The sequence below is a fragment of the Kitasatospora sp. NPDC058063 genome (genome assembly GCF_042885395.1).
Classification (GTDB): domain Bacteria; phylum Actinomycetota; class Actinomycetes; order Streptomycetales; family Streptomycetaceae; genus Kitasatospora; species Kitasatospora lactacystinica.
The window spans coordinates 119,756-138,780 of sequence record NZ_JBHVSD010000012.1 but is presented as its reverse complement, the minus strand read 5'-3'; the positions used below and the strand labels follow the sequence as shown (position 1 = coordinate 138,780).

Below are 19,025 nucleotides of genomic sequence, written 5' to 3'. Positions count from 1 at the left end.
CGGGCGTGGAGCGGGGAGGACGCGCAGGGGCGGTCGGCGGCGGTCAACGCCGCTCTCGCACGACGGCGGCCAGGGCGGCCGGGGTGGAGGCGTCGAAGATCAGGTCGAAGGCGAGCTCGACCCCGTAGGCGGCGCGGATCCGGGCGGTGATCTGGATGATCGTCAGCGAGTGTCCGCCGTGGTCGAAGAGGTCGTCCTCGGGGCCGAGGCCGGAGACGCCCAGGACCTCCTCCCAGATCGCCAGGACACCCGCCGTGACGTCGTCGGCCTCCGCCGCTCCCGCGGCCCGCGCGCGCGGCGGGTCGGGCAGGGCGCGCCGGTCGAGCTTGCCGCTCGGGGTGAGCGGCAGGCGGTCGAGGGTGACGAACTGCCGGGGCACCATGATCGCGGGCAGGGTGCGCAGCAGGTGGTCCCGCAGGTCCGCGTCGGGCAGCGGTGCGCTGTCGGGAGCGGGCACCCGGTAGCCGACGAGGGCGGGCTCCCCCTCGGCCTGCTCGCGGACGGCGACGGCCGCCGCGGCGACGGCCGGGTGGTCGAGCAGCGCGGCCTCGATCTCGCCGAGTTCGATCCGGTGGCCGCGGATCTTCACCTGGTCGTCGATCCGGCCGTGGAACTCCAGTTCGCCGTCCCGCGTCCACGCCACGAGGTCGCCGGTGCGGTACATCCGGCCGTCGGCGAACGGGTCACCGACGAAACGTTCCGCCGTCAGTTCGGGCCGCCCCCGGTAGCCGTCCGCGAGGCCGTCGCCGCCCAGGTGGAGCTCTCCGGGGATCCCGATCGGCACCGGGAGGCCGTCGGCGTCCAGGACGTACGCCCTGGTGTTGGCGACCGGCCGGCCGATCACCACGGCGTCCGGCTCCGCGGGGACGTCGGCGCAGGTGGCGTAGATCGTCGCCTCGGTCGGGCCGTACCCGTTGATCAGCCGGCCGAGGGAGCCCCGGAGCTCGCGGGCCAGCGGGAGCGGCAGCGCCTCCCCGCCCACGATCCCGGTCAGCCCGGCCGGCAGCGGCCCGGCGCTGAGCAGCACGCGCCAGCCCGAGGGGGTCGCCTGCAGATGGGTCACGCCCTCCCGCCGGATCAGCCCGACGGTGCCCGGCGCGTCCAGGGCGGCGCCGTCCGGCGCGAGGACCAGCCGGCCGCCGGTGACCAGCGGCAGCAGGATCTCCAGCCCGGATATGTCGAAGGAGAGCGAGGTCAGGCCGAGCCAGACGTCCTGCGGTCCCGAGCCCAGCCGCTCCGCGAAGGAGGTCAGGAGGTTCACCAGGGCCCGGTGCCCGATCTCCACGCCCTTGGGCCGCCCGGTCGAGCCGGAGGTGTACAGCACGTAGGCGAGGTCGCCGGGCGGGGCCGGCTCCGCCCCCGGGGCCGTCGGTTCCGTGCGGCCGCCGCCGAGGCGCAGGACGGCCGGTGCCGCCGCCACCACGTCGGCGGCGGGCTCCCGGTCGGCGACCAGCAGGGCGGCGCCCGAGTCGGCGAGCAGGAACGCGAGCCGCTCAGCGGGGTGGCCGGGGTCGAGCGGCAGGTAGGCGGCGCCGGCGGCGTGCACCGCGAGCAGGACGGCGGGCAGGTCGGCGGAGCGCTCCAGGTGCAGGGCGACGACGTCACCGCGGCGGACCCCGGCCCCGGCCAGGACGGTGGCCAGTTCGTCGATCCGCTCCACCAGCGCGCGGTAGGTCAGCCGCTCGGTGCCCGCGCCGACGGCGACGGCGTCCGGCGTCTCGGCGGCCCGCTCCCGCACCAGGTCCAGCGCCGTGCGCTCGCGCGGGTAGGCCCGGGCGGTGGCGTTCCATTCCTCGGTCACCAGGTGCCGCTCGCACTCGCCCAGCAGCGGCAGGGCGCTCAGCGCGGTGTCGGGCGCGGCCGTCGCGGCCTCCAGCAGGGCCGTCCAGTGCCCGGCGATCCGGTCCACGGCGTCCGGCGACAGGACCGCCGGAGCGTACTGGAGCGAGAACGCGATCGCGTCGGCGGTGTCGACCGCCTGGAGGTGCAGGGTGTTGCGGGCGGCGCCGTTGAACACCGCGCGGTCCACCCGGACGGTGCTTCCCGGGAACACCGGGTCCGCGGCCGCGCCGCGCCGGTAGCCGAACGACACGGGGGCCAGTCCGGCGCGCGGCGTGAGGCCGCCGACCGCCGCGCCGAAGGGCACCGGGCGGAACGGGTACCCGCCACGGACCTCGGCCCGCACGGCCCGGGCGAAGGCGGCGAAGGACGTCCGGGCGGTCACCCCGGCCGGTGCGTGCACCGGCAGCTCGTTGACGAACAGCCCGATCTCCCCGGCCTGTTCGGGGGTCCGGACGGACAGCGGTACGGCGACCGGGACGGCCTCGCCGCCGTAGCGCAGCAGCAGGGCGTGCAGGGCGGCGAGCAGGAACTCGAAGACGGTGACGCCGCAGCGCTCGGCGGCCTCGGCCAGCTCCGCCCGGCCCCGCGCGTCGATCCGCCACGCGTCGGACCCGCCGGACGCCGGGGCCGTGACGGCGTGCGGCAGTCCCGGGAGGACGGGCTCCGTCGCCGCGGCCCACCGCGGGCCGTACCAGTCGGCGGCCCGGCGGACGAGGTCGGGGTCGGGCGGGGAGAGGGGCGCGGACGGGATCCGGTCGGCGGCCGGGGCGGCCTCGCCCACGGCCTGCGCGTAGGCCGCGGCGAGCTCCGCCACCAGGACGTCCTTCGACTCCCCGTCGAAGACCGCGTGGTGCGCGACGGCCAGCAGTTCCGCCGCCTCACCGCTGCCGCGGTAGAGGGTGAACCGGGCCAGGGGGCCCGCCTGGAGGTCGAACGGTCGTGCCGTCTCCTCGGCCAGCCGCTTCTCCCGGCCCCGCGCGCACTCCTCGGAGGCGTCGACCACGTCGAGGACCGGGGCGGGGCCGGGCTCCAGCACGAGGCTGCCGTCGCGTTCCACGAACACCCGGGACAGGGCGGGGTGACGTGCCGTCACCGTCGACACGGCCCGGGCGAGGGCCTCGGCGTCGACCCGGTCGAAGGAGAGCAGGACGGGCATGTGGAACACCCCGTGCGCCTGGCCGAGGCGCTCGGTGAACCAGACGCCCCGCTGGAAGGGCGAGGCGGGCAGGGGGAGGGAGTGTGGCATGTGCGGCTCGATTCGGCAGTCGGTGAATGGCGCGTTCCCCGTGGCCGGGCGCCGACGTGGCCGGCGCCGCGGATGCTCTGGCGACCCGGCCGCCGGGTGGCGTCCGACCGGCCCCCGGCCGGCCGACGGGCCGCTCCGGCCTCGACCCTCCCGGCCCGCAGATCCCCCCTGCGCACGACCGGTTCGGAGCCGGTCCTCTCCCCCGATGAAAAAGACCGATCTTGGTCCAGACCTGCCGAGAGGTTGGCAGAGATGCCCACCGCCGTCAAGGGTCGTCCACCCCGCTGACAAAGGCGTCATGAACGCGTCCAGCCTGCGGGAATGCCGTCCCGGCAGGCCTTCTGATCGTTCGTCATCGTCGTACCGCCCGCCGACCGGACCACGGGGCACCGACGGCCCCGCGCCCTCGCCCGGCCGCGCCCGCCCGGGGCGCGCCGCCCCGGCGCCACCCCGGCGCTACTCCGGCGGGTCCGCGGGGCGCCGCGGACCCGCCCCGGACGGGCTCCGGATCAGGCGAGCGGGCGGCAGAGCAGGGCGGCCGGGGCCCCGTACTGGAGGCGCTGCCAGGTGGAGGCGACACCGGCCAGGTACTCGCCGTCCGCGCACTGGCCCTTGTAGCGGCCCGGCGCCCAGTCGCTCGCCACCGAGCCGCCGGCGGCGGGCCGGTTGTCGCCCCGGTCGAACCAGAGGGTGCGGCCGTTCAGCGGCAGCGGGGCGGCCGCGGGTGCGCACAGCAGGGCGGCCATGCCGTTGCCGCGCACGCCGTAGCCGACCGCGAAGGTGCGGTCGGGGCACTGGAGCTTGTCGTAGCCGGACGCCCAGTCGCCCCCGGTGACGTAGCGCTCGTCGGTGACGGTGGTCCAGTCGCCGCTGCCGGCGGCCGGTTCGCCCGCGTCGGTGCACAGCGCCCGGCTGTCGCCGCGGGCGAGGGCGGTCAGCCGCTGGCCGTCCGGGCAGTTGCCCTTGCGGTTGCCCGGGCTCCAGTCCGCGCGGGCGAGCATCCGCCGGGAGAGGTCCTGGTCGCCGTGGTCGAGGGCGAGCATGTTCCAGTGGGTCACCGCGGGCACCGGGCCGCTCGCCGCCGGGGCGTCGATCAGCCTCGTCCAGTCGGCGGCCCGCCAGTCGCCGGGGTCGGTGAGGCCGGTGCGCCTGCCGTCGGGGCCGTAGGAGATCAGCGCCCAGCTGTCCAGCGGGCGGCCGGTGGTGTCGGCCCAGCCGACCAGCGGCCAGACGGCGAAGTCGGTGTCCTCGCGGACCAGGATGTCGGTGAACGCGTGCAGCCAGGCCTGCTCCTTGGCGTCGGTCGAGCCCCGGCCGCCCGCGCCGAACTCGCTGATCCACACCGGGGCGGTGAAGTGCTGCCCGGCCCCGGTGACGAACAGCGCCTCGTCGTCCACCACCCGGGCGAGCTGCTCGGGGGTGAAGTCCTGGTAGCGCGGGTCGGCGGTGGATCCCGGACCGCTGCCCGCACCGGTGTTGGCCGGGCCGGTGTAGGCGTAGAAGTGCGCGGAGTAGACCAGCTTCCCGGAGTCGATCAGCGTGTTGGAGAGGTTGCGCACCGGGGTGAGCATCGGGCGGCCGTGGCTGAACCCCGCGGCGGGGACGCCGTACCAGTTGATGCCCTCCATGACGACCAGCAGGTCCGGGTCGGCCCGGAGGATGCGGTTGCCCGCCTCCTCGAAGGCGGCGTACTCGTCGTGGGCGTCGCCCAGGCCCCAGTTGGGGTCGTCCCAGACGTCCCGGCGGACCTCGTTGCGCAGGTCGGCGCCGACCACCCGCTTGTCGGCCTTGTAGCGGTTCACCATGAACAGCCAGTCGTCCTCCCACTGCGCGGTCGACTGGCCGCTGTTCCAGCGCTCGTTGCCGTCCAGGCCGCAGCAGAAGCGGTAGCTCGTGGTGTGGTTGTTGAGGATCACCGCGAAGCCGTCGGCGGTGAGCGCGGCCACCACGGCGTCGAAGACCTGGAGCGGGGTCCGGCCGCGCAGCTGGGGGTTGGCGGCGACGGCGGAGTCCGGGACGGGGACGGTGTCGTGGATCATCGCGTTGGCGAACGGCAGCCGGATGCTGTTGACGCCGAGCCCGTGGAAGTCGGCCAGCAGCCGGGCCACCGGCACCCGGTCCAGACCCAACGGGATGTTGTGCGACACCTGCCCGGCCTGGTTGTTCGCCGGATCGTCGGCGCTCCCGCTGCCCTGCCAGGTGCCCTGCGCGCCGGCCCAGTTGGCGGACTTCAGCTTGAAGCGCTCGCCGTTGGCGTCCACCACGTAGCGCCCGCGGGTGCTCAGCGGTCCGGTCCAGGACGCGGCCGGCCGGGCCTCGGGTCCGTCTTCCGGCGCCGCGACCCCGGGGCCCGCCGCCAGGACGGCGAGCACCGGCAGGGCCGCGGCCAGGGCGAGCAGGCGCGCCGCAAGACTCTTCATGATCGTCCCCGCTGTGATGAGGTGGCTCGGGCCGTGACCGGGCGCACCGGCGCCGTCGACGGGGGACGACGATATGACGGAACCCCGGGCGCGGGAAGGGCGCGTACCGTCCTCGCGGGGAAATCCGGGTGAACGTCAGCGAACGCGCCGCAGGGCGCGGCGCACCCGGGGCCACCGCGACGCGGCGGCGAGGAAGCCGGCCGCCGTCAGCAGCCAGGCGCCCGCCGCGATCCACAGCAGCACCCGGCCGAGCGGGCGCAGCCAGTCCACCCCCGTCGCGGTCGCGGCGGTCAGGGCGGCGACGGCGGTCATGCCGAGCGGGAACACGGTGGCCCAGCGGCGGAGGTCGTAGTCCGGGCGCGGGTTGCGCAGCTCCGCCGCCAGGAGGACGGCGTAGCCGGCGAGCGCCAGACCGAGCAGCACCCAGGTGGCGGTGCGCAGGGCGTCGTGGAGGCCCGGCATCCGGTCCGGCAGGGCGGTGAGCTTGCCGGCGGCGAGGGCCGAGATGGACAGCGCCCCGGCGATCACCCACTGGTCGCCGGCCCCGGTGAGGACCTGGCGGAGGTCGAAGCGGACCAGGGCCCCGAGGTAGAGCAGGAGGCCGAGGCAGAAGGCGGCGAGCGCGGCGGGCGCCAGCAGGTCGGGCCCGCCGGCCGGGGCGACGGTCGCGGCGAGGACGGCGAGCGACTGGGTGGAGACGCAGACCAGGAAGACGGCTCCCGGCATGCCGCGGCGCCAGTGGCGCACGACGGAGGCCAGCAGGAACGGCCAGGCCAGGGTGGCGAGGGCGAGCAGCGCGAGGGCGGCGCCCTGTTCGCCGAGCAGCGAGATCCGGGTGCCGAGGACGCCGGTGGAGGCGACGGCGGTGAGGGCGGGCGGGGTGGCTGCCTTGAGGGTCCATTCGCCGCGGGCGTTCAGGAAGGTCAGGGCGAAGGCCGTGGCGAGCAGCGCCCAGAGGCCGGCGGCGAGGGCCAGCAGGACGTACGAGAGCACCTCCTGCCCGGTCAGGTGGAGGCCGACGGAGACGATCCCGGTGGCCATCACCGCTGCCCCGGCCGCGGGCGGGACGGTGCTCCACCACCCGTTCCGGGCGTCGGGGCGCGCGCTCCGGGGGCTGGTCGCAGAGTTCATGTGCCCATTCGAGCGGAACTCCGGGCGGGGAGGCCGGAGCCGCCACGCCGGTGCCGCCGTTGTGATGGTTCGTCCGCTTCGTCCGCATAGCTTGGTCCCCGGTCGATCCGTGGGCAGCAGTGGTCAGGAGTCCGTCATGGCTGAGTCGACGTCGGAACCGGGAGAGCTCCTGCTGCGGGCCGGGCGGTTCTTCCGCCCGGGCACGGCCGCCGCCGACCTGCACCGGGTGGAGGTCGAGGGCGGCCGGGAGGGCGACGCCTTCTACCGCGACCGGTGGAGCCACGACAAGGTCGTGCACTCCACCCACGGGGTGAACTGCACCGGGTCGTGCCGCTGGAAGGTGTACGTCAAGGACGGCATCATCACCTGGGAGACCCAGGCGACGGACTACCCGTCGGTGGGTCCGGACCGCCCGGAGTACGAGCCGCGCGGCTGCCCGCGCGGGGCGGCGTTCTCCTGGTACACCTACTCGCCGACCCGGGTGCGCCACCCGTACGTCCGCGGGGTGCTGCTGGAGCTGTACCGCGAGGCGAAGGCCCGGCTCGGGGACCCGGTACTGGCCTGGGCGGACCTCCAGGCCGATCCGCGGCGCCGCCGCCGCTACCAGCGGGCCCGCGGCAAGGGCGGCCTGGTGCGGGCCACTTGGGACGAGGCGGTGGAGATCGTCGCCGCCGCCCAGGTGCACACCATCAAGGCGTACGGGCCGGACCGGATCGCCGGCTTCTCCCCGATCCCGGCGATGTCGATGGTCTCCCACGCGGCGGGCGCCCGCTACCACGCGCTGATCGGCGCCCCGATGCTGTCGTTCTACGACTGGTACGCGGACCTCCCGGTGGCCTCCCCGCAGGTGTTCGGCGACCAGACCGACGTGCCCGAGTCCGGCGACTGGTGGGACGCGGCGTACCTGCTGATGTGGGGCTCGAACGTGCCGGTCACCCGCACCCCCGACGCGCACTGGATGACCGAGGCCCGCTACCGCGGTCAGAAGGTCGTGGTGGTGGCGCCCGACTACGCCGACAACGCGAAGTTCGCCGACGAGTGGCTGCACCCCCACCCGGGCACCGACGCCGCGCTGGCGATCGGCATGGGGCACGTCCTGCTCAAGGAGTTCTTCGTCGACCGCGAGGTGCCCTTCTTCACCGACTACGTCCGGCGGTACACCGACCTGCCGTTCCTGGTCACGCTGGCCGAGCGGGACGGCGGGTACGTGCCGCACAAGTTCCTCCGGGCGGCCGACCTCGGCGACGGGGGCGAGGGCGCGGACTGGAAGACGGTGCTGCTGGACGAGGCCACCGCCGAGCCCGCCGTCCCGGGCGGATCGCTCGGCTTCCGCTGGACACCGTCCGGCGAGGGCCGCTGGAACCTCGACCTCGGCGCGCTGCGGCCCGCCCTGTCCCTGCACGGACGCGCGGGCGAGGCCGTCGAGGTGCTGCTGCCGCGCTTCGACACCGAGGGCGGCGAGCACGGCCAGGGGCGCGGCGAGGTGCTGCGCCGGGGCGTGCCCGCCCGCCGCCTGGGCGGCGCGGACGGGCCGCTGGTGACCACGGTCTTCGACCTTCTGCTCGCCCAGTACGGGGTGGGCCGCCCCGGCCTGCCCGGTGACTGGCCCACCGGCTACGAGGACGCCGAGGCGCCCGGCACCCCCGCCTGGCAGCAGCGGCACACCTCGGTGCCGGCCTCGGCCTGCGCCCGGATCGCCCGCGAGTTCGCCACCACGGCGGAGAAGTCGCGGGGCCGCTGCGTGATCCTGATGGGTGCGGGCACCAACCACTGGTTCCACTCCGAGACGATCTACCGCTCCTTCCTGGCACTGCTCCAGCTGACCGGCTGCCAGGGCCGCAACGGCGGCGGCTGGGCGCACTACGTCGGGCAGGAGAAGTGCCGCCCGTCCACCGGCTGGGCGACGCTGGCCGGAGCCGCCGACTGGGCCCGCCCCGCGCGGCAGGCCATCGGCACCGGCTGGTTCTTCCTCCACACCGACCAGTGGCGCTACGACCACTTCCGCGCCGAGGTGCTCGCCTCCCCGCTGGGCTCCGGGGCCTTCCGGGGGATGACCGCCGCCGACTGCCTGGCCCAGGCCGCCCGCACCGGCTGGATGCCCTCCTACCCGACCTTCGACCGCAACCCGCTGGACCTCGGGGACGCCGAGGACCCGGTGGCCTCCGCCGTGGCGGAGCTCGGGGCCGGGACGCTGCGCTTCGCCGGCGAGGACCCGGACGCCCCCGGGAACTGGCCGCGGGTGCTCACCCTGTGGCGCTCCAACCTGTTCGGCTCCTCCGCGAAGGGCGCCGAGTACTTCTCCCGGCACCTGCTCGGCACCCACTCCGGCCTGCGCGCCGCCGAGGCCCCCGAGTCGGTCCGTCCGCGCGACGTGCGCTGGCGCGACGAGGCCCCGGAGGGCAAGCTCGACCTGCTGCTCTCGCTGGACTTCCGGATGACCTCCTCCACCCTGCTGTCGGACGTCACCCTGCCGGCCGCCACCTGGTACGAGAAGCACGACCTGTCCAGCACGGACATGCACCCGTTCGTCCACGCCTTCGCCCCCGCGATCGACCCGCCCTGGCAGGCCCGGACCGACTTCGACGCCTTCCACGCCATCGCGCAGCGGTTCAGCGAGCTCGCCGTCACCCACCTGGGCACCCGCCGCGACCTGGTCGCCACCGCGCTCCAGCACGACACCCCCGGCGAGACCGCCCAGCCCGGCGGCACCGCCCCGGACTGGCGGGCCGGCGACTGCGCACCCGTCCCCGGGCGGACCCTGCCCGGTCTCACCGTGGTCGAACGCGACTACACCGCGGTCGCCGCGAAGATGGCCGCCCTCGGGCCGCTCGCCGAACGGCTCGGCCTGCCCGCCAAGGGCATCGCGCTGCACCCGGACGCCGAGATCGCGGCCCTGGCCGCGTCCAACGGCACCGCCCGGGGCGGGGCGGCGGACGGCCGCCCGCTGCTGGACACCGCCGTGAAGGCCGCCGACGCGATCCTCGCACTGTCCGGCACCACCAACGGCCGCCTCGCCGTCCAGGGCTTCCACACCCTGGAGCGGCGCACCGGGCAGCCGATGGCGCGGCTCGCGGCCGAGCACGAGGGCAAGCGGGTCACCTACGCGGACACCCGGGCCGCGCCCGTCCCGGTGATCACCTCGCCGGAGTGGTCGGGCAGCGAGGCGGGCGGGCGGCGCTACACCGCGTTCACGCTCAACACCGAGCACCTCAAGCCCTGGCACACCCTGACCGGCCGCCAGCACTTCTTCCTCGACCACGACTGGATCCACGAGCTGGGCGAGGCCCTGCCGGTCTACCGTCCGCCGCTGGACATGCACCGGCTGTTCGGCGAACCCCGGCTCGGCCCGGACGGGCAGCGGGAGGTGACGGTCCGCTACCTGACCCCGCACAACAAGTGGTCCATCCACTCCGAGTACCAGGACAACTGGTTCATGCTCGCGCTCTCCCGCGGCGGCCAGCTGATCTGGATGAGCGACCGCGACGCCGCCGCCATCGGCGTCGCCGACAACGACTGGATCGAGGCGGTCAACCGCAACGGCACGGTCGTCGCCCGCGCCGTGGTCTCGCACCGGATGCCGCCCGGCACCGTCTACCTGCACCACGCCCAGGACCGCACCGTCAACGTGCCCCGGACGGAGCGGGAGGGCCGGCGCGGCGGCGTCCACAACTCGCTCACCCGGATCCTCCTCAAGCCCAGCCACCTGATCGGCGGCTACGCCCAGCTGTCCTGGGGCTTCAACTACCTGGGGCCGACCGGAAACCAGCGCGACGAGGTCACGGTGATCCGCCGCCGCTCCCAGGAGGTGCAGTACTGATGCGTGTGATGGCACAGGTCGCGATGGTGATGAACCTCGACAAGTGCATCGGCTGCCACACCTGTTCGGTCACCTGCAAACAGACCTGGACCACCCGGGCCGGCGTCGAGTACGTCTGGTTCAACAACGTCGAGACCAGGCCCGGCCAGGGCTACCCGCGCCGCTGGCAGGACCAGGAGCGGTGGCGGGGCGGCTGGAGCCTCAACCGCCGGGGCCGGCTCACCCTCACCTCCGGCGGCCGGGTCGAACGGCTGGCCAGGATCTTCGCCAACCCGGTGCTCCCCACGATCAAGGACTACTACGAGCCCTGGACGTACGACTACAACAGGCTCACCGACGCCCCGCTCGGCGACGACTACCCGGTGGCCACCCCGCGCTCGATGCTCACCGCCAAGCCGATGAAGATCGAGTGGAGCTCCAACTGGGACGACAACCTCGGCGGCCTGCCCGAGCACGCCGACGCCGACCCGATGGTCGCCCGGGTCCGCCGGCAGGCCGAGGAGAAGGTCCGGTTCGCCTTCGAGGAGAGCTTCATGTTCTACCTCCCACGGATCTGCGAACACTGCCTCAACCCCTCCTGCGTCGCCGCCTGCCCCTCCGGGGCGATGTACAAGCGCGCCGAGGACGGCATCGTCCTGGTCGACCAGGACCAGTGCCGGGGCTGGCGGCAGTGCGTCACCGCCTGCCCGTACAAGAAGGTCTACTTCAACCACCGCACCGGCAAGGCCGAGAAGTGCACCTTCTGCTACCCGCGGATCGAGGTCGGCCTGCCCACCGTCTGCTCGGAGACCTGCGTCGGCCGGCTGCGCCACCTCGGGGTCCTGCTGTACGACGCCGACAAGGTCACCGCCGCCGCCTCGGTGAAGAACGAACAGGACCTCTACGAGGCCCAGTTGGGCGTCTTCCTGGACCCGGCCGACCCGGCGGTGCGGGCCGCCGCCGAACGCGACGGCATCACCCACGACTGGATCGAGGCCGCCCGGCGCTCCCCGGTGCACGCCCTGATCGCCCGCCACCGGGTCGCCCTGCCGCTGCACCCGGAGTTCCGCACCCTGCCGATGGTCTGGTACGTCCCACCGCTCTCCCCCGTCGTCGAGGCGCTCACCGCGACCGGCTTCGACGGCGAGGACGCCGGCAACCTCTTCGGCGCCATCGACGCGCTGCGCATCCCCGTCGAGTACCTGGCCGGGCTGTTCACCGCCGGTGACCCCGGGCCCGTCCGCACGGCCCTCGGCCGGCTCGCCGCCATGCGCACCCACCTGCGTGCCCGCAACCTCGGCGAGGAACCCGACCCGGCCGTGCCCGCCGCCGTCGGGCTCACGGCACCGGACATCGAGGAGCTGTATCGGCTGCTGGCCATCGCCAAGTACGAGGAGCGGTACGTCGTCCCCACCGCCGCCCTCGCCGACGCCCGCGCGCTGGAGGAGTCGGCCGTCCCCTCCGAATGCGCCGTCGAGCACCAGGACGCACCGGGCGGCAGCGGCCCGTTCGGGGAGAACTCCGGCCGCCGGGCCCTGCCGATGGTCTCCCTGGAGTCCTTCCACGCGCTGCGCCGCCGCCAGCGCGCCGACCGCGAGGAGGACACCCGATGACCGGCCGAGGACTCCGGATCACCCGCCGGGGAGGCCCGAACAGCCGCGGCGCCCACCGCCGCGCCGTGGTCCGCCAGGCCGCCGCGCTCTGCCTCGTCCACCCGGACGCCGAGCTGTACGAGCGGCTGCCGCTGCTGCGCGAGGCCCTCGCCCTCCCGGGGGTCTTCGCCGGAACCCTCCCCGGGGCCGACGGGCTGCTGCGCTTCCTCGACCACGCCGAACGCATCGGCCCGGCCGCCCTGGCCGAGCACTACGTCGAGGTCTTCGACTTCACCGAGCGCCACAGCCTCCACCTCAGCTGGTGGACCGACGGCGACACCCGGCGGCGCGGCGCCGCCCTGCTCCGGTTCCGCGACACCTACCGGCACCACGGCCTGGACCAGCTCGACGGCGAACTGCCGGACTTCCTCCCGGTCGTCCTGGAGTTCGCCGCCGCCACCCACACCGACGACCTGCTGCGCGACCACCGGCCCGGACTGGAACTGCTGCGCCTGGCCCTGCTGGAGGCCGGCACCCCCTACGCCGGCCCGCTCGAAGCCGTCTGCGCCACCCTGCCGGGCCCGAGCCCCGCCGACCGCGCCCAGGCCCTCGCGCTCGCCCGCTCCGGCCCGCCCCGCGAGGAGGTCGGCGCCGGGAGCGGCCTACCGCCGCACGGGCAGCCGCCGGCGGACGGACCGCTCGCGCCCTACGGACACCTGCACCAGCTCCCCGTGATCACCGGAGACCGCTGATGGACGCCTTCCTGTGGGGCGTGCTGCCCTACCTCGCCTTCGCCTCCCTCGTCCTCGGACTGCTCTGGCGGCACCGCTACGACCGGTTCGGCTGGACCACCCGCTCCAGCGAGGTGTACGAGTCCCGGCTGCTCAACCTGGCCTCGCCCGCCTTCCACTACGGCATCCTCCTCGTCCTCGCCGGACACCTGCTCGGCCTGTTCGTCCCCGCGGGCTGGACGGACGCCCTCGGCATCGACGAGCACGCCTACCACCTGCTCTCGCTGATCGGCGGGACCGCCGCCGGCGTCCTGGCGGTGGCCGGCCTCGCCACCCTGCTCTACCGGCGGCGCACCAACACGCCCGTCTTCCGCGGCACCACGCGCAACGACAAGGCGATGTACCTGCTGCTCTTCGGCGAGATCTGCCTCGGCCTGTACAGCAAACTCACCAACTCCGGCCCGAGCGAGGGCTACGACTACCGCTCCACCATCGCCCCCTGGGCCCGCAGCCTGTTCACCCTGCGGCCCGACACCGGCCTGTGGGCCGGCGTCCCCACCACCTACCAGGCCCACGCCGTGCTCGGCATGCTGGTGATCGCCGTCGTGCCGTACACCCGGCTGGTGCACATGTTCAGCGCGCCGTGGTTCTACCTGTTCCGCCCGTACCTGGTCTACCGCAGCCGCCCCGCCGGGCAGCCGGCCGAGCGCGCGCCGCGCCGCGGCTGGGAGGGCATCGACACCTGAGCCGGCGCCTGGCCGGGCCCACCAGGCCCCGCCGGCCCAGCAGGCTCCGGTGCCCCCGGTGGGCTCCGGCGGGCCCCGGTGGGCTCCGGCGGGCCGAAATCCCCCCAACGGGCTCCGGACGGCCGGCGGGCTCCGTACCATCGAGCCCACGCCCGTACGGCGACACCACTGGGGGGATCGTGCCGCCAACAGCACTGCGCGCCCTGGCCCGGCTGATCGACCGCACGTTCGCCCGGATCGCCGCCGCCGCCGTCGACGCCCGCACCTTCGACCGGGCCCTGATCGCCCGGGAGACGGGCTTCTGGAGCGATGTCGAACCGGCCGTCGCCGCCCTCGCCGCCCGCCCCGGGACGGGGCGGGAGCTGCTCGCCCGGCGGACGCTGCGGTGGATCGCCGGCCACGGCGAGGACCGCCACACCTGGGCGGCGGAGGACCCGGGCACGGCGGGGCTGCTGCTCCCCCCGCGGCCCGAGGATCCGGCCCTGCCCTCCTGGGACACCTGGGGCCACATCGCGCCGCCCTGGAGCCAGCCCCTCGGCGAGGACGCCCGAGCCGCCCTCTCCCCGTACGATCCGGCGGACTGCCGGTTCCTCGGCCTCGAAGCGGAGTTCCGCCGGGACCGGCTCGACGCGGCCCTGACGGTTCAGCTGCCGCGCCGGTACGACGCCGGCGAACGCGTCCGTGCCGGGGCCCGGCTGGGCATCGAACTCGAAGCCGTCTCCGAGCTCTCCTTCACCAGCGGCAGCGGCCCCACCGGCGCCCTCGCCTGGCACACCGGGAACGGCCGGGTCGAGGTGCTGGCCGGCGAGCACGGCCGGCTGGTCGCCGAGCGCGCCGTCCTGCGGATCGGTGACGCCTTCTGGCACCTCAGCGAACCCGGCCGGGCCGCCGCCGCCGTGACACCTCGCCACCACCGCGAGCGCCGCCCCGAGGAGTGGCCGCTCGGCCCTGCCTTCGCCCTCGCCTTCCCCCACCACGCGGGCAGCCGGCTGGCCTCCGCGCTGGTACGGCAGGCGCTGGCCGGCATCTCCCGCGCCCGCGGGGTGGAACGGGTCGACCAGCGGCACATCCTCACGCTCTGCCGGGTCTTCGAAGGCGCCGGAACGGAACTGCTCGCCGCCGGCGCGCAGGGCGGACGGGCGTTCCGCCGGCTGATCCTGCGCTGGGTGGAACGCGGCGGGGAGCCGCTGACCGACTGGTTCGCCGGGATCCTCCACGTGAACAGCCGCCGCGGCCCGACCGGCGCCTGGGCCCGGAAGCTGGCCGTCGAACTGACCCGGCGCTCCGGCCCGCGACCGCCCGGGCCCTGGACCCCACCGCCCGAGTCGCCACCGAAGCTGCCCCGGACGGCCGTCCTGCGGCTGCTGTCGGTCGACTTCGACGAGCACCAGCACGAGCGCTCGACCGCCGGGGCCACCGTCCAGTTCGCCGTACCGCCCACCGACGGCGGCGGGCGCAGGGACGGCTGGGACCTGGTCTCGGTCGGCATCGACGGCCTCGACCGGCTCCGCCTCTCCCCCGGAGCCTTCGCCGGCCCCGACCGCCTCGAACCGCTCCGCCGACGGAAGGTGTCGCTGGAGTCGGGCTCCGCGCTCGCCCTGTCCTGGCACGACGGACGGGTTCCGGTGGCGTGGACGGGGTGGCCGACGGCGGTCGGACGGATCCGCGCGGTCGGCCCGGAACCGGTCGTCCCGATCGTGCCGCTGCCGGAGGAGCGGCGGCGCGGCGCCACCGGCTGACGCCTCCGGACCGCTCCCTGCCGAACCGGCCCTACGCCTCCTCCTCCGGGCCGTCCTCGCCGCGCTGGTCCTCGGTGCGCCCGGCCCGCCAGTACCCCATGAAGCAGACCGCGCGCCGGTCCATCCCCCGCTCGCCGACCAGGTGGCGGCGCAGCTCGCGGACCCCGGCCGCCTCCCCGGCGATCCAGGCGTACGGCCGGCCGCCCGGCAGTTCGGCGGCGCGCACCGCCCCGGTCAGGCCCGGCGCGCCGTCCCGGCGGTAAATCCAGACGGTCTCGACGCCGGCGCGGCCGGGCGACAGGTAGGCCTCCTCCCCCGGCCCGTCCACCTCGGCGAAGACCCGGACGGGAAGGTCCCCGGGCAGCTCCTCCAGGATGGCGGCGATGGCCGGCAGCGCCGACTCGTCCCCGGCCAGCAGCACCCAGTCCGGGTCGGCGGGCAGGGTGAACTCCACCCCGCCGGCCCGCTCGACGGCCGGCCCGTACACCGCCACCCGATCGCCCGGGGCGGCCCTGACGGCCCATCGGGAGCCCGGGCCGGCGTCCCCGTGCACGGCGATGTCGATGTCGATCTCGTCGGGCTCGCGGCGCCGGCCGCGGACGGTGTAGGTCCGCAGCACCGGGCGCACCTCCGGGGACATCTCCCGCCAGCTGTGGTACCAGCCGAAGTCGCCGTCGCCGGGCGGGATCAGCGGCTCGGTCTGGCCGGCGAGCGGCAGCAGCAGCTTGATCCGCTGGTCGAGGCCGCCGTTGACGAACCCGGTGAGGCTCTCCCCGGTGAGCGTGATCCGGACCAGGTGCGGCGTGAGGCGCGCGGTGCGGGCGACGCGCAGGGGGAAGAGCGCGAAGCGGGCGGGAGCGGTGACGGTGGACAGGGCGGGCTCCTTCCATCGGTACGGGCGGACGCCGCGGCCGCGCCGGTTCGTACTCTCCCGGCGCACATCGCAGCTTAGGTGAGGCTAACCTAATATTTCTGCCGCCAACACCCGCCCCGCGACGGTCCGTGCGAGCACGGGGCCGGACCGTCCCCGGGTCCCGACCTCCGTTCCGGACGGGCCGGATGGGCCGGACGGGCCGGACGGGCGGACTCCCCCGTCCCCTGCCGGGCGTGTCGCCACCCAGGCCGGACACTGCAGGTGCTGCGGACCGGCCGGACTGCGCCGCCCGGCCCCGGGACGAAGGGAACTCGGTGTTCAACCTCGTGGATCTGGCGTTGGAGCCAGAGTCCTGTGCGTTCCCGACCGGGCCGCCGACCACCTCCTCGTCCACGACGCGTTCCCCCGTCGGCTGCGCCCGTTCCTGAACCCCCTCCCGACGCCGCCACCGCTTCCGGGCCCGGCCCAGGCGACCGCCGACCGCCTCGCGGCGATCCTGGGCGCACCCGATCGCCGCCCCGTCCACGTCCGCCACCGGCCCGGGCACGTCGGCGGGGAAGCCGAGACCGTCGCCGCGGCGACCGCGCACGCGCTCGGCCGCCCCCTCCTGCGCCTGGACTGGGACGGCCTCAGCGCCCTTTCCGACGCGGACGCCCTGCTGGCCGAAGCCGTCCTGGAAGCCCGACTGCGCGAGGCTCGCCGGTGTGCCTCGGGCGGAATGCGTGAGATTCTCCATATTCCAAGGGGAGGGCGGCCGGGTCAAGTCCTTCAACTGGACCTCAAACTCGTCCAATTCCTCGCAATTCTTCGTGACCAACCTGCCCGGAAAGGAGGAGGGCACTTCTCAGGTCTCCCGGAGCTGGGCAGAAGCGATCATGGAAACCTCAACTGCGACTTCGGCGCGTTGACCCGCCGTCGGCGCCTGCTCGAAGCTTTGACCGATCACTTCCACACGCGCACGCCGCTCCGACCCGCGGACGGAATCAGAGGCGACGATATGCCGGAGCCTTCTCCGGCACCGCCGAGAGTCTCGGGGACGGCCGGAAGCTGCGCCGGGCGACGGCGAGGCGCCGATCGGCAGCCAAGTCGTCCGCACGGGATCCGTCTCGTTGTTGATCCCAGTAGGAGTAATCGGGGCCGCCAATGAGGTCGACCGCGGCCTGCATTGTGTTGCGGCGAAGGTCCTCGGCACCGATCAGTTGCCGCTCCCACAGTTGTACAACTGCCAGGAAGGCCCGGGCGCCGCGGACGCCGACACTGTGAGTGGCGCGGCCGGGCACCGGGCACTGGGGGATTTCCGTCAGCATCCCGTCAACGCGGCCGATGTTGTCGACCGTGACCGAGAACATCTCCTGTATGACCTGATCCGTCTCCCTGTGGAGCCACTGGAGTTCCTCCAGGTCGGCCGGCGAGACTGTGATACGGCGATAGAGCAGGTTGAATGCAATCGCGGTCGGAGGACCAATCCTGTCCAGGAGGCTGTTCCCGGTCGAGATATCCGTCGCGGTCGGGACTGTGAACGAGGTTGCGAGTCGGTGGAACCCACCGCCGGACCACATGGCGACGCAGTCGTTCCAGCCGAGGTCCACGGCCTTGCTCAGGTGCCTGAGCGCGCTGCTCTCGTCGTACGCCGCCTCGACATCAGCCAGCATGGCGTGCAAGTGAGCTTCCATCCACGCCGGCCCGAACTCGGACGCGCGTGTCAACAGCCGTTGCAGGGCGCCGCCTCGCTGCCTCTCGTCACCACTGATGGCCGTCCTGACCGTGTCATAGAACTGCCTGAACGTGACTTCCATGTCCCCATTGCTCCACGTCATGGTCGACGGCCGGTCAGCCGCGCCCGGACGGCGAAAGTCTGACGGGCTCAGCCGGTTCCGTCCAGAGAGAGGATCCGCCAACTTCGGAGTTGGTGATGACACGCTGCCACCGGACCACCAGCGCATCCTCGCGATCGTGCGCGACGCGGGCGGGCCGGTGGCGGTCAAGCAGGTCGGCGAGGAACTCGGGCTGGAGGTAGCGGTGCGGGGCAAGCTGGAGCCGCCGCGCGGGAAGCTGTCCAAGCTCGCCGGGCCCGCTGCGCAAGCTGCCCGACGGCAAGTTCACCACGCGCCTGTGACCTGCGGCGCCGTGGAGGGTCGGCCGTAACCACGTTGCCCCCGGCGGCCGTTGGAGTTGTGCGACGAATACCGACGAGCCCGCCGCGGGCATCTCCCTTGTCCACCAATGCCGCCTGAACCTGTCCACGAGCACCAACGTCTACTCCGTGACCTGCTGCGATCCCGCCTGAAGGCGATCCGATCCCCGTTACGGTCGCAGCCTGCGGGCCGGACAGCGGTGCTGGTGCCGGCGATGCTGCGGCATGACCAGCGCCTGCTGGACCTGGCCGGCGGCAACAGCGTGCCCGAGTCGACCCTGCGGCGCTGGCGCGACGAGATGATCGACCTGCTCGCCGCGAAGGCTCCGCGCCTGGACCGGGCGCTTCGCAGGATAGCCGCGCGGGGCGAAGGGGTCGTGCTGATCGACGGCACCTTGATCCCGACCCAGCGCCGCACCGGGAAGGCGAATCGGCCTAACTACTCCGGCAAGCACCGCCGCCACGGCCTGCACTTCCTCGCCCTGACCGACGAGCAGGGCAAGCTGATCCGGATCTCGGCCGCCCGGCCGCGACCGGCAGACACCGGGCCTTCGCCGCACTCACCGCCTCACCCGGAGCCCACGACCACGACCACGACAACCGCCGACGGGAGACCGGCGACCGCTACTACCCGGCCCTGCGAAACCTGTTCAACCGCACGCTCGGCCGGCTCCACCACTGCCTGACCAGCCGCCAGAAGTTCGATGAGACAATCGCGTTCACCCAACCAAAGCCGTCACGGCTCGCCGCAGCTGCTTGACCCCGTAGCCGCCT

General features: G+C 74.4%; 12 protein-coding genes. 6 read left to right on the top strand and 6 right to left on the bottom strand.

Features of this window, described 5'->3' with window-relative positions:
* Window positions 1-43: 43 nt before the first annotated feature.
* The 3 genes from ACFVUY_RS22365 to ACFVUY_RS22355 form a co-directional block, all read right to left on the bottom strand.
* The gene (locus ACFVUY_RS22365) at window positions 44-3,088 is read right to left on the bottom strand and encodes an amino acid adenylation domain-containing protein (protein ID WP_387732395.1); all 3,045 of its coding nucleotides are present in this window, start codon (window positions 3,086-3,088) and stop codon (window positions 44-46) included.
* 509 nt (window positions 3,089-3,597) lie between these two features.
* Window positions 3,598-5,508 carry a glycoside hydrolase family 5 protein gene (locus tag ACFVUY_RS22360; protein ID WP_387732393.1) on the bottom strand — a complete coding sequence of 637 codons (1,911 nt, stop codon included), beginning with the start codon at window positions 5,506-5,508 and terminating at the stop codon, window positions 3,598-3,600.
* Window positions 5,509-5,643: 135 nt separating this feature from the next.
* Complete coding sequence (locus ACFVUY_RS22355) at window positions 5,644-6,639, bottom strand: tellurite resistance/C4-dicarboxylate transporter family protein (RefSeq protein ID WP_387732391.1); 996 nt, start codon at window positions 6,637-6,639, stop codon at window positions 5,644-5,646.
* Window positions 6,640-6,775: 136 nt separating this feature from the next.
* Between ACFVUY_RS22355 and ACFVUY_RS22350 the strand changes: the two genes are divergently transcribed.
* The 5 genes from ACFVUY_RS22350 to ACFVUY_RS22330 all read left to right on the top strand — a co-directional run bounded on the left by ACFVUY_RS22350 (window position 6,776) and on the right by ACFVUY_RS22330 (window position 15,243).
* The gene (locus ACFVUY_RS22350; RefSeq protein WP_387732389.1) at window positions 6,776-10,456 is read left to right on the top strand and encodes a nitrate reductase subunit alpha; all 3,681 of its coding nucleotides are present in this window, start codon (window positions 6,776-6,778) and stop codon (window positions 10,454-10,456) included.
* Window positions 10,456-12,048 carry a nitrate reductase subunit beta gene (narH, locus tag ACFVUY_RS22345; RefSeq protein ID WP_387690159.1) on the top strand — a complete coding sequence of 531 codons (1,593 nt, stop codon included), beginning with the start codon at window positions 10,456-10,458 and terminating at the stop codon, window positions 12,046-12,048. Before ACFVUY_RS22350 ends, narH begins: the two co-directional genes overlap by 1 nt.
* Entirely contained in the window at window positions 12,045-12,779 is a 735-nt protein-coding gene (gene narJ / locus ACFVUY_RS22340; RefSeq protein WP_387732387.1) for a nitrate reductase molybdenum cofactor assembly chaperone, read from the top strand. The genes narH and narJ overlap by 4 nt, the downstream gene beginning before the upstream one ends.
* On the top strand, window positions 12,779-13,504 hold the full coding sequence (gene narI, locus ACFVUY_RS22335; protein WP_387732385.1) for a respiratory nitrate reductase subunit gamma: 726 nt from the start codon (window positions 12,779-12,781) through the stop codon (window positions 13,502-13,504). The genes narJ and narI overlap by 1 nt, the downstream gene beginning before the upstream one ends.
* Window positions 13,505-13,683: 179 nt before the next feature.
* The gene (locus tag ACFVUY_RS22330; RefSeq protein WP_387732383.1) at window positions 13,684-15,243 is read left to right on the top strand and encodes a hypothetical protein; all 1,560 of its coding nucleotides are present in this window, start codon (window positions 13,684-13,686) and stop codon (window positions 15,241-15,243) included.
* 31 nt (window positions 15,244-15,274) lie between these two features.
* Here the strand turns inward: ACFVUY_RS22330 and ACFVUY_RS22325 are convergent, their stop codons facing one another.
* From ACFVUY_RS22325 to ACFVUY_RS22315, 3 genes are all read right to left on the bottom strand, one after another.
* Complete coding sequence (locus ACFVUY_RS22325; protein WP_387690153.1) at window positions 15,275-16,183, bottom strand: siderophore-interacting protein; 909 nt, start codon at window positions 16,181-16,183, stop codon at window positions 15,275-15,277.
* Window positions 16,184-17,100: 917 nt separating this feature from the next.
* Window positions 17,101-17,913 (bottom strand): hypothetical protein, encoded by an 813-nt coding sequence (locus tag ACFVUY_RS22320; RefSeq protein WP_387732381.1) that lies wholly within the window; start codon window positions 17,911-17,913, stop codon window positions 17,101-17,103.
* A 34-nt stretch (window positions 17,914-17,947) separates the two neighbouring features.
* Window positions 17,948-18,223, bottom strand: a complete 276-nt coding sequence (locus ACFVUY_RS22315; protein ID WP_387732379.1) for a hypothetical protein — start codon at window positions 18,221-18,223, stop codon at window positions 17,948-17,950.
* Between the two features lie 243 nt (window positions 18,224-18,466).
* Here ACFVUY_RS22315 and ACFVUY_RS22310 point away from each other — a divergent pair, with 243 nt between their 5' ends.
* Window positions 18,467-18,937: a transposase gene (locus tag ACFVUY_RS22310; protein WP_387732581.1), complete on the top strand. Its 471-nt coding sequence runs from the start codon at window positions 18,467-18,469 to the stop codon at window positions 18,935-18,937.
* The last annotated feature ends 88 nt before the right edge of the window (window positions 18,938-19,025 follow it).

Excerpts from the sequence above, each read along its gene's own strand:
- ACFVUY_RS22365 (WP_387732395.1), bottom strand. The coding sequence starts at position 3,088 with ATGCCACACTCCCTCCCCCTGCCCGCCTCGCCCTTCCAGCGGGGCGTC.
- ACFVUY_RS22360 (WP_387732393.1), bottom strand. The coding sequence starts at position 5,508 with ATGAAGAGTCTTGCGGCGCGCCTGCTCGCCCTGGCCGCGGCCCTGCCG.
- ACFVUY_RS22355 (WP_387732391.1), bottom strand. The coding sequence starts at position 6,639 with ATGAACTCTGCGACCAGCCCCCGGAGCGCGCGCCCCGACGCCCGGAAC.
- ACFVUY_RS22350 (WP_387732389.1), top strand. The coding sequence starts at position 6,776 with ATGGCTGAGTCGACGTCGGAACCGGGAGAGCTCCTGCTGCGGGCCGGG.
- narH (WP_387690159.1), top strand. The coding sequence starts at position 10,456 with ATGCGTGTGATGGCACAGGTCGCGATGGTGATGAACCTCGACAAGTGC.
- narJ (WP_387732387.1), top strand. The coding sequence starts at position 12,045 with ATGACCGGCCGAGGACTCCGGATCACCCGCCGGGGAGGCCCGAACAGC.
- narI (WP_387732385.1), top strand. The coding sequence starts at position 12,779 with ATGGACGCCTTCCTGTGGGGCGTGCTGCCCTACCTCGCCTTCGCCTCC.
- ACFVUY_RS22320 (WP_387732381.1), bottom strand. The coding sequence starts at position 17,913 with ATGGAAGTCACGTTCAGGCAGTTCTATGACACGGTCAGGACGGCCATC.
- ACFVUY_RS22310 (WP_387732581.1), top strand. The coding sequence starts at position 18,467 with ATGCTGCGGCATGACCAGCGCCTGCTGGACCTGGCCGGCGGCAACAGC.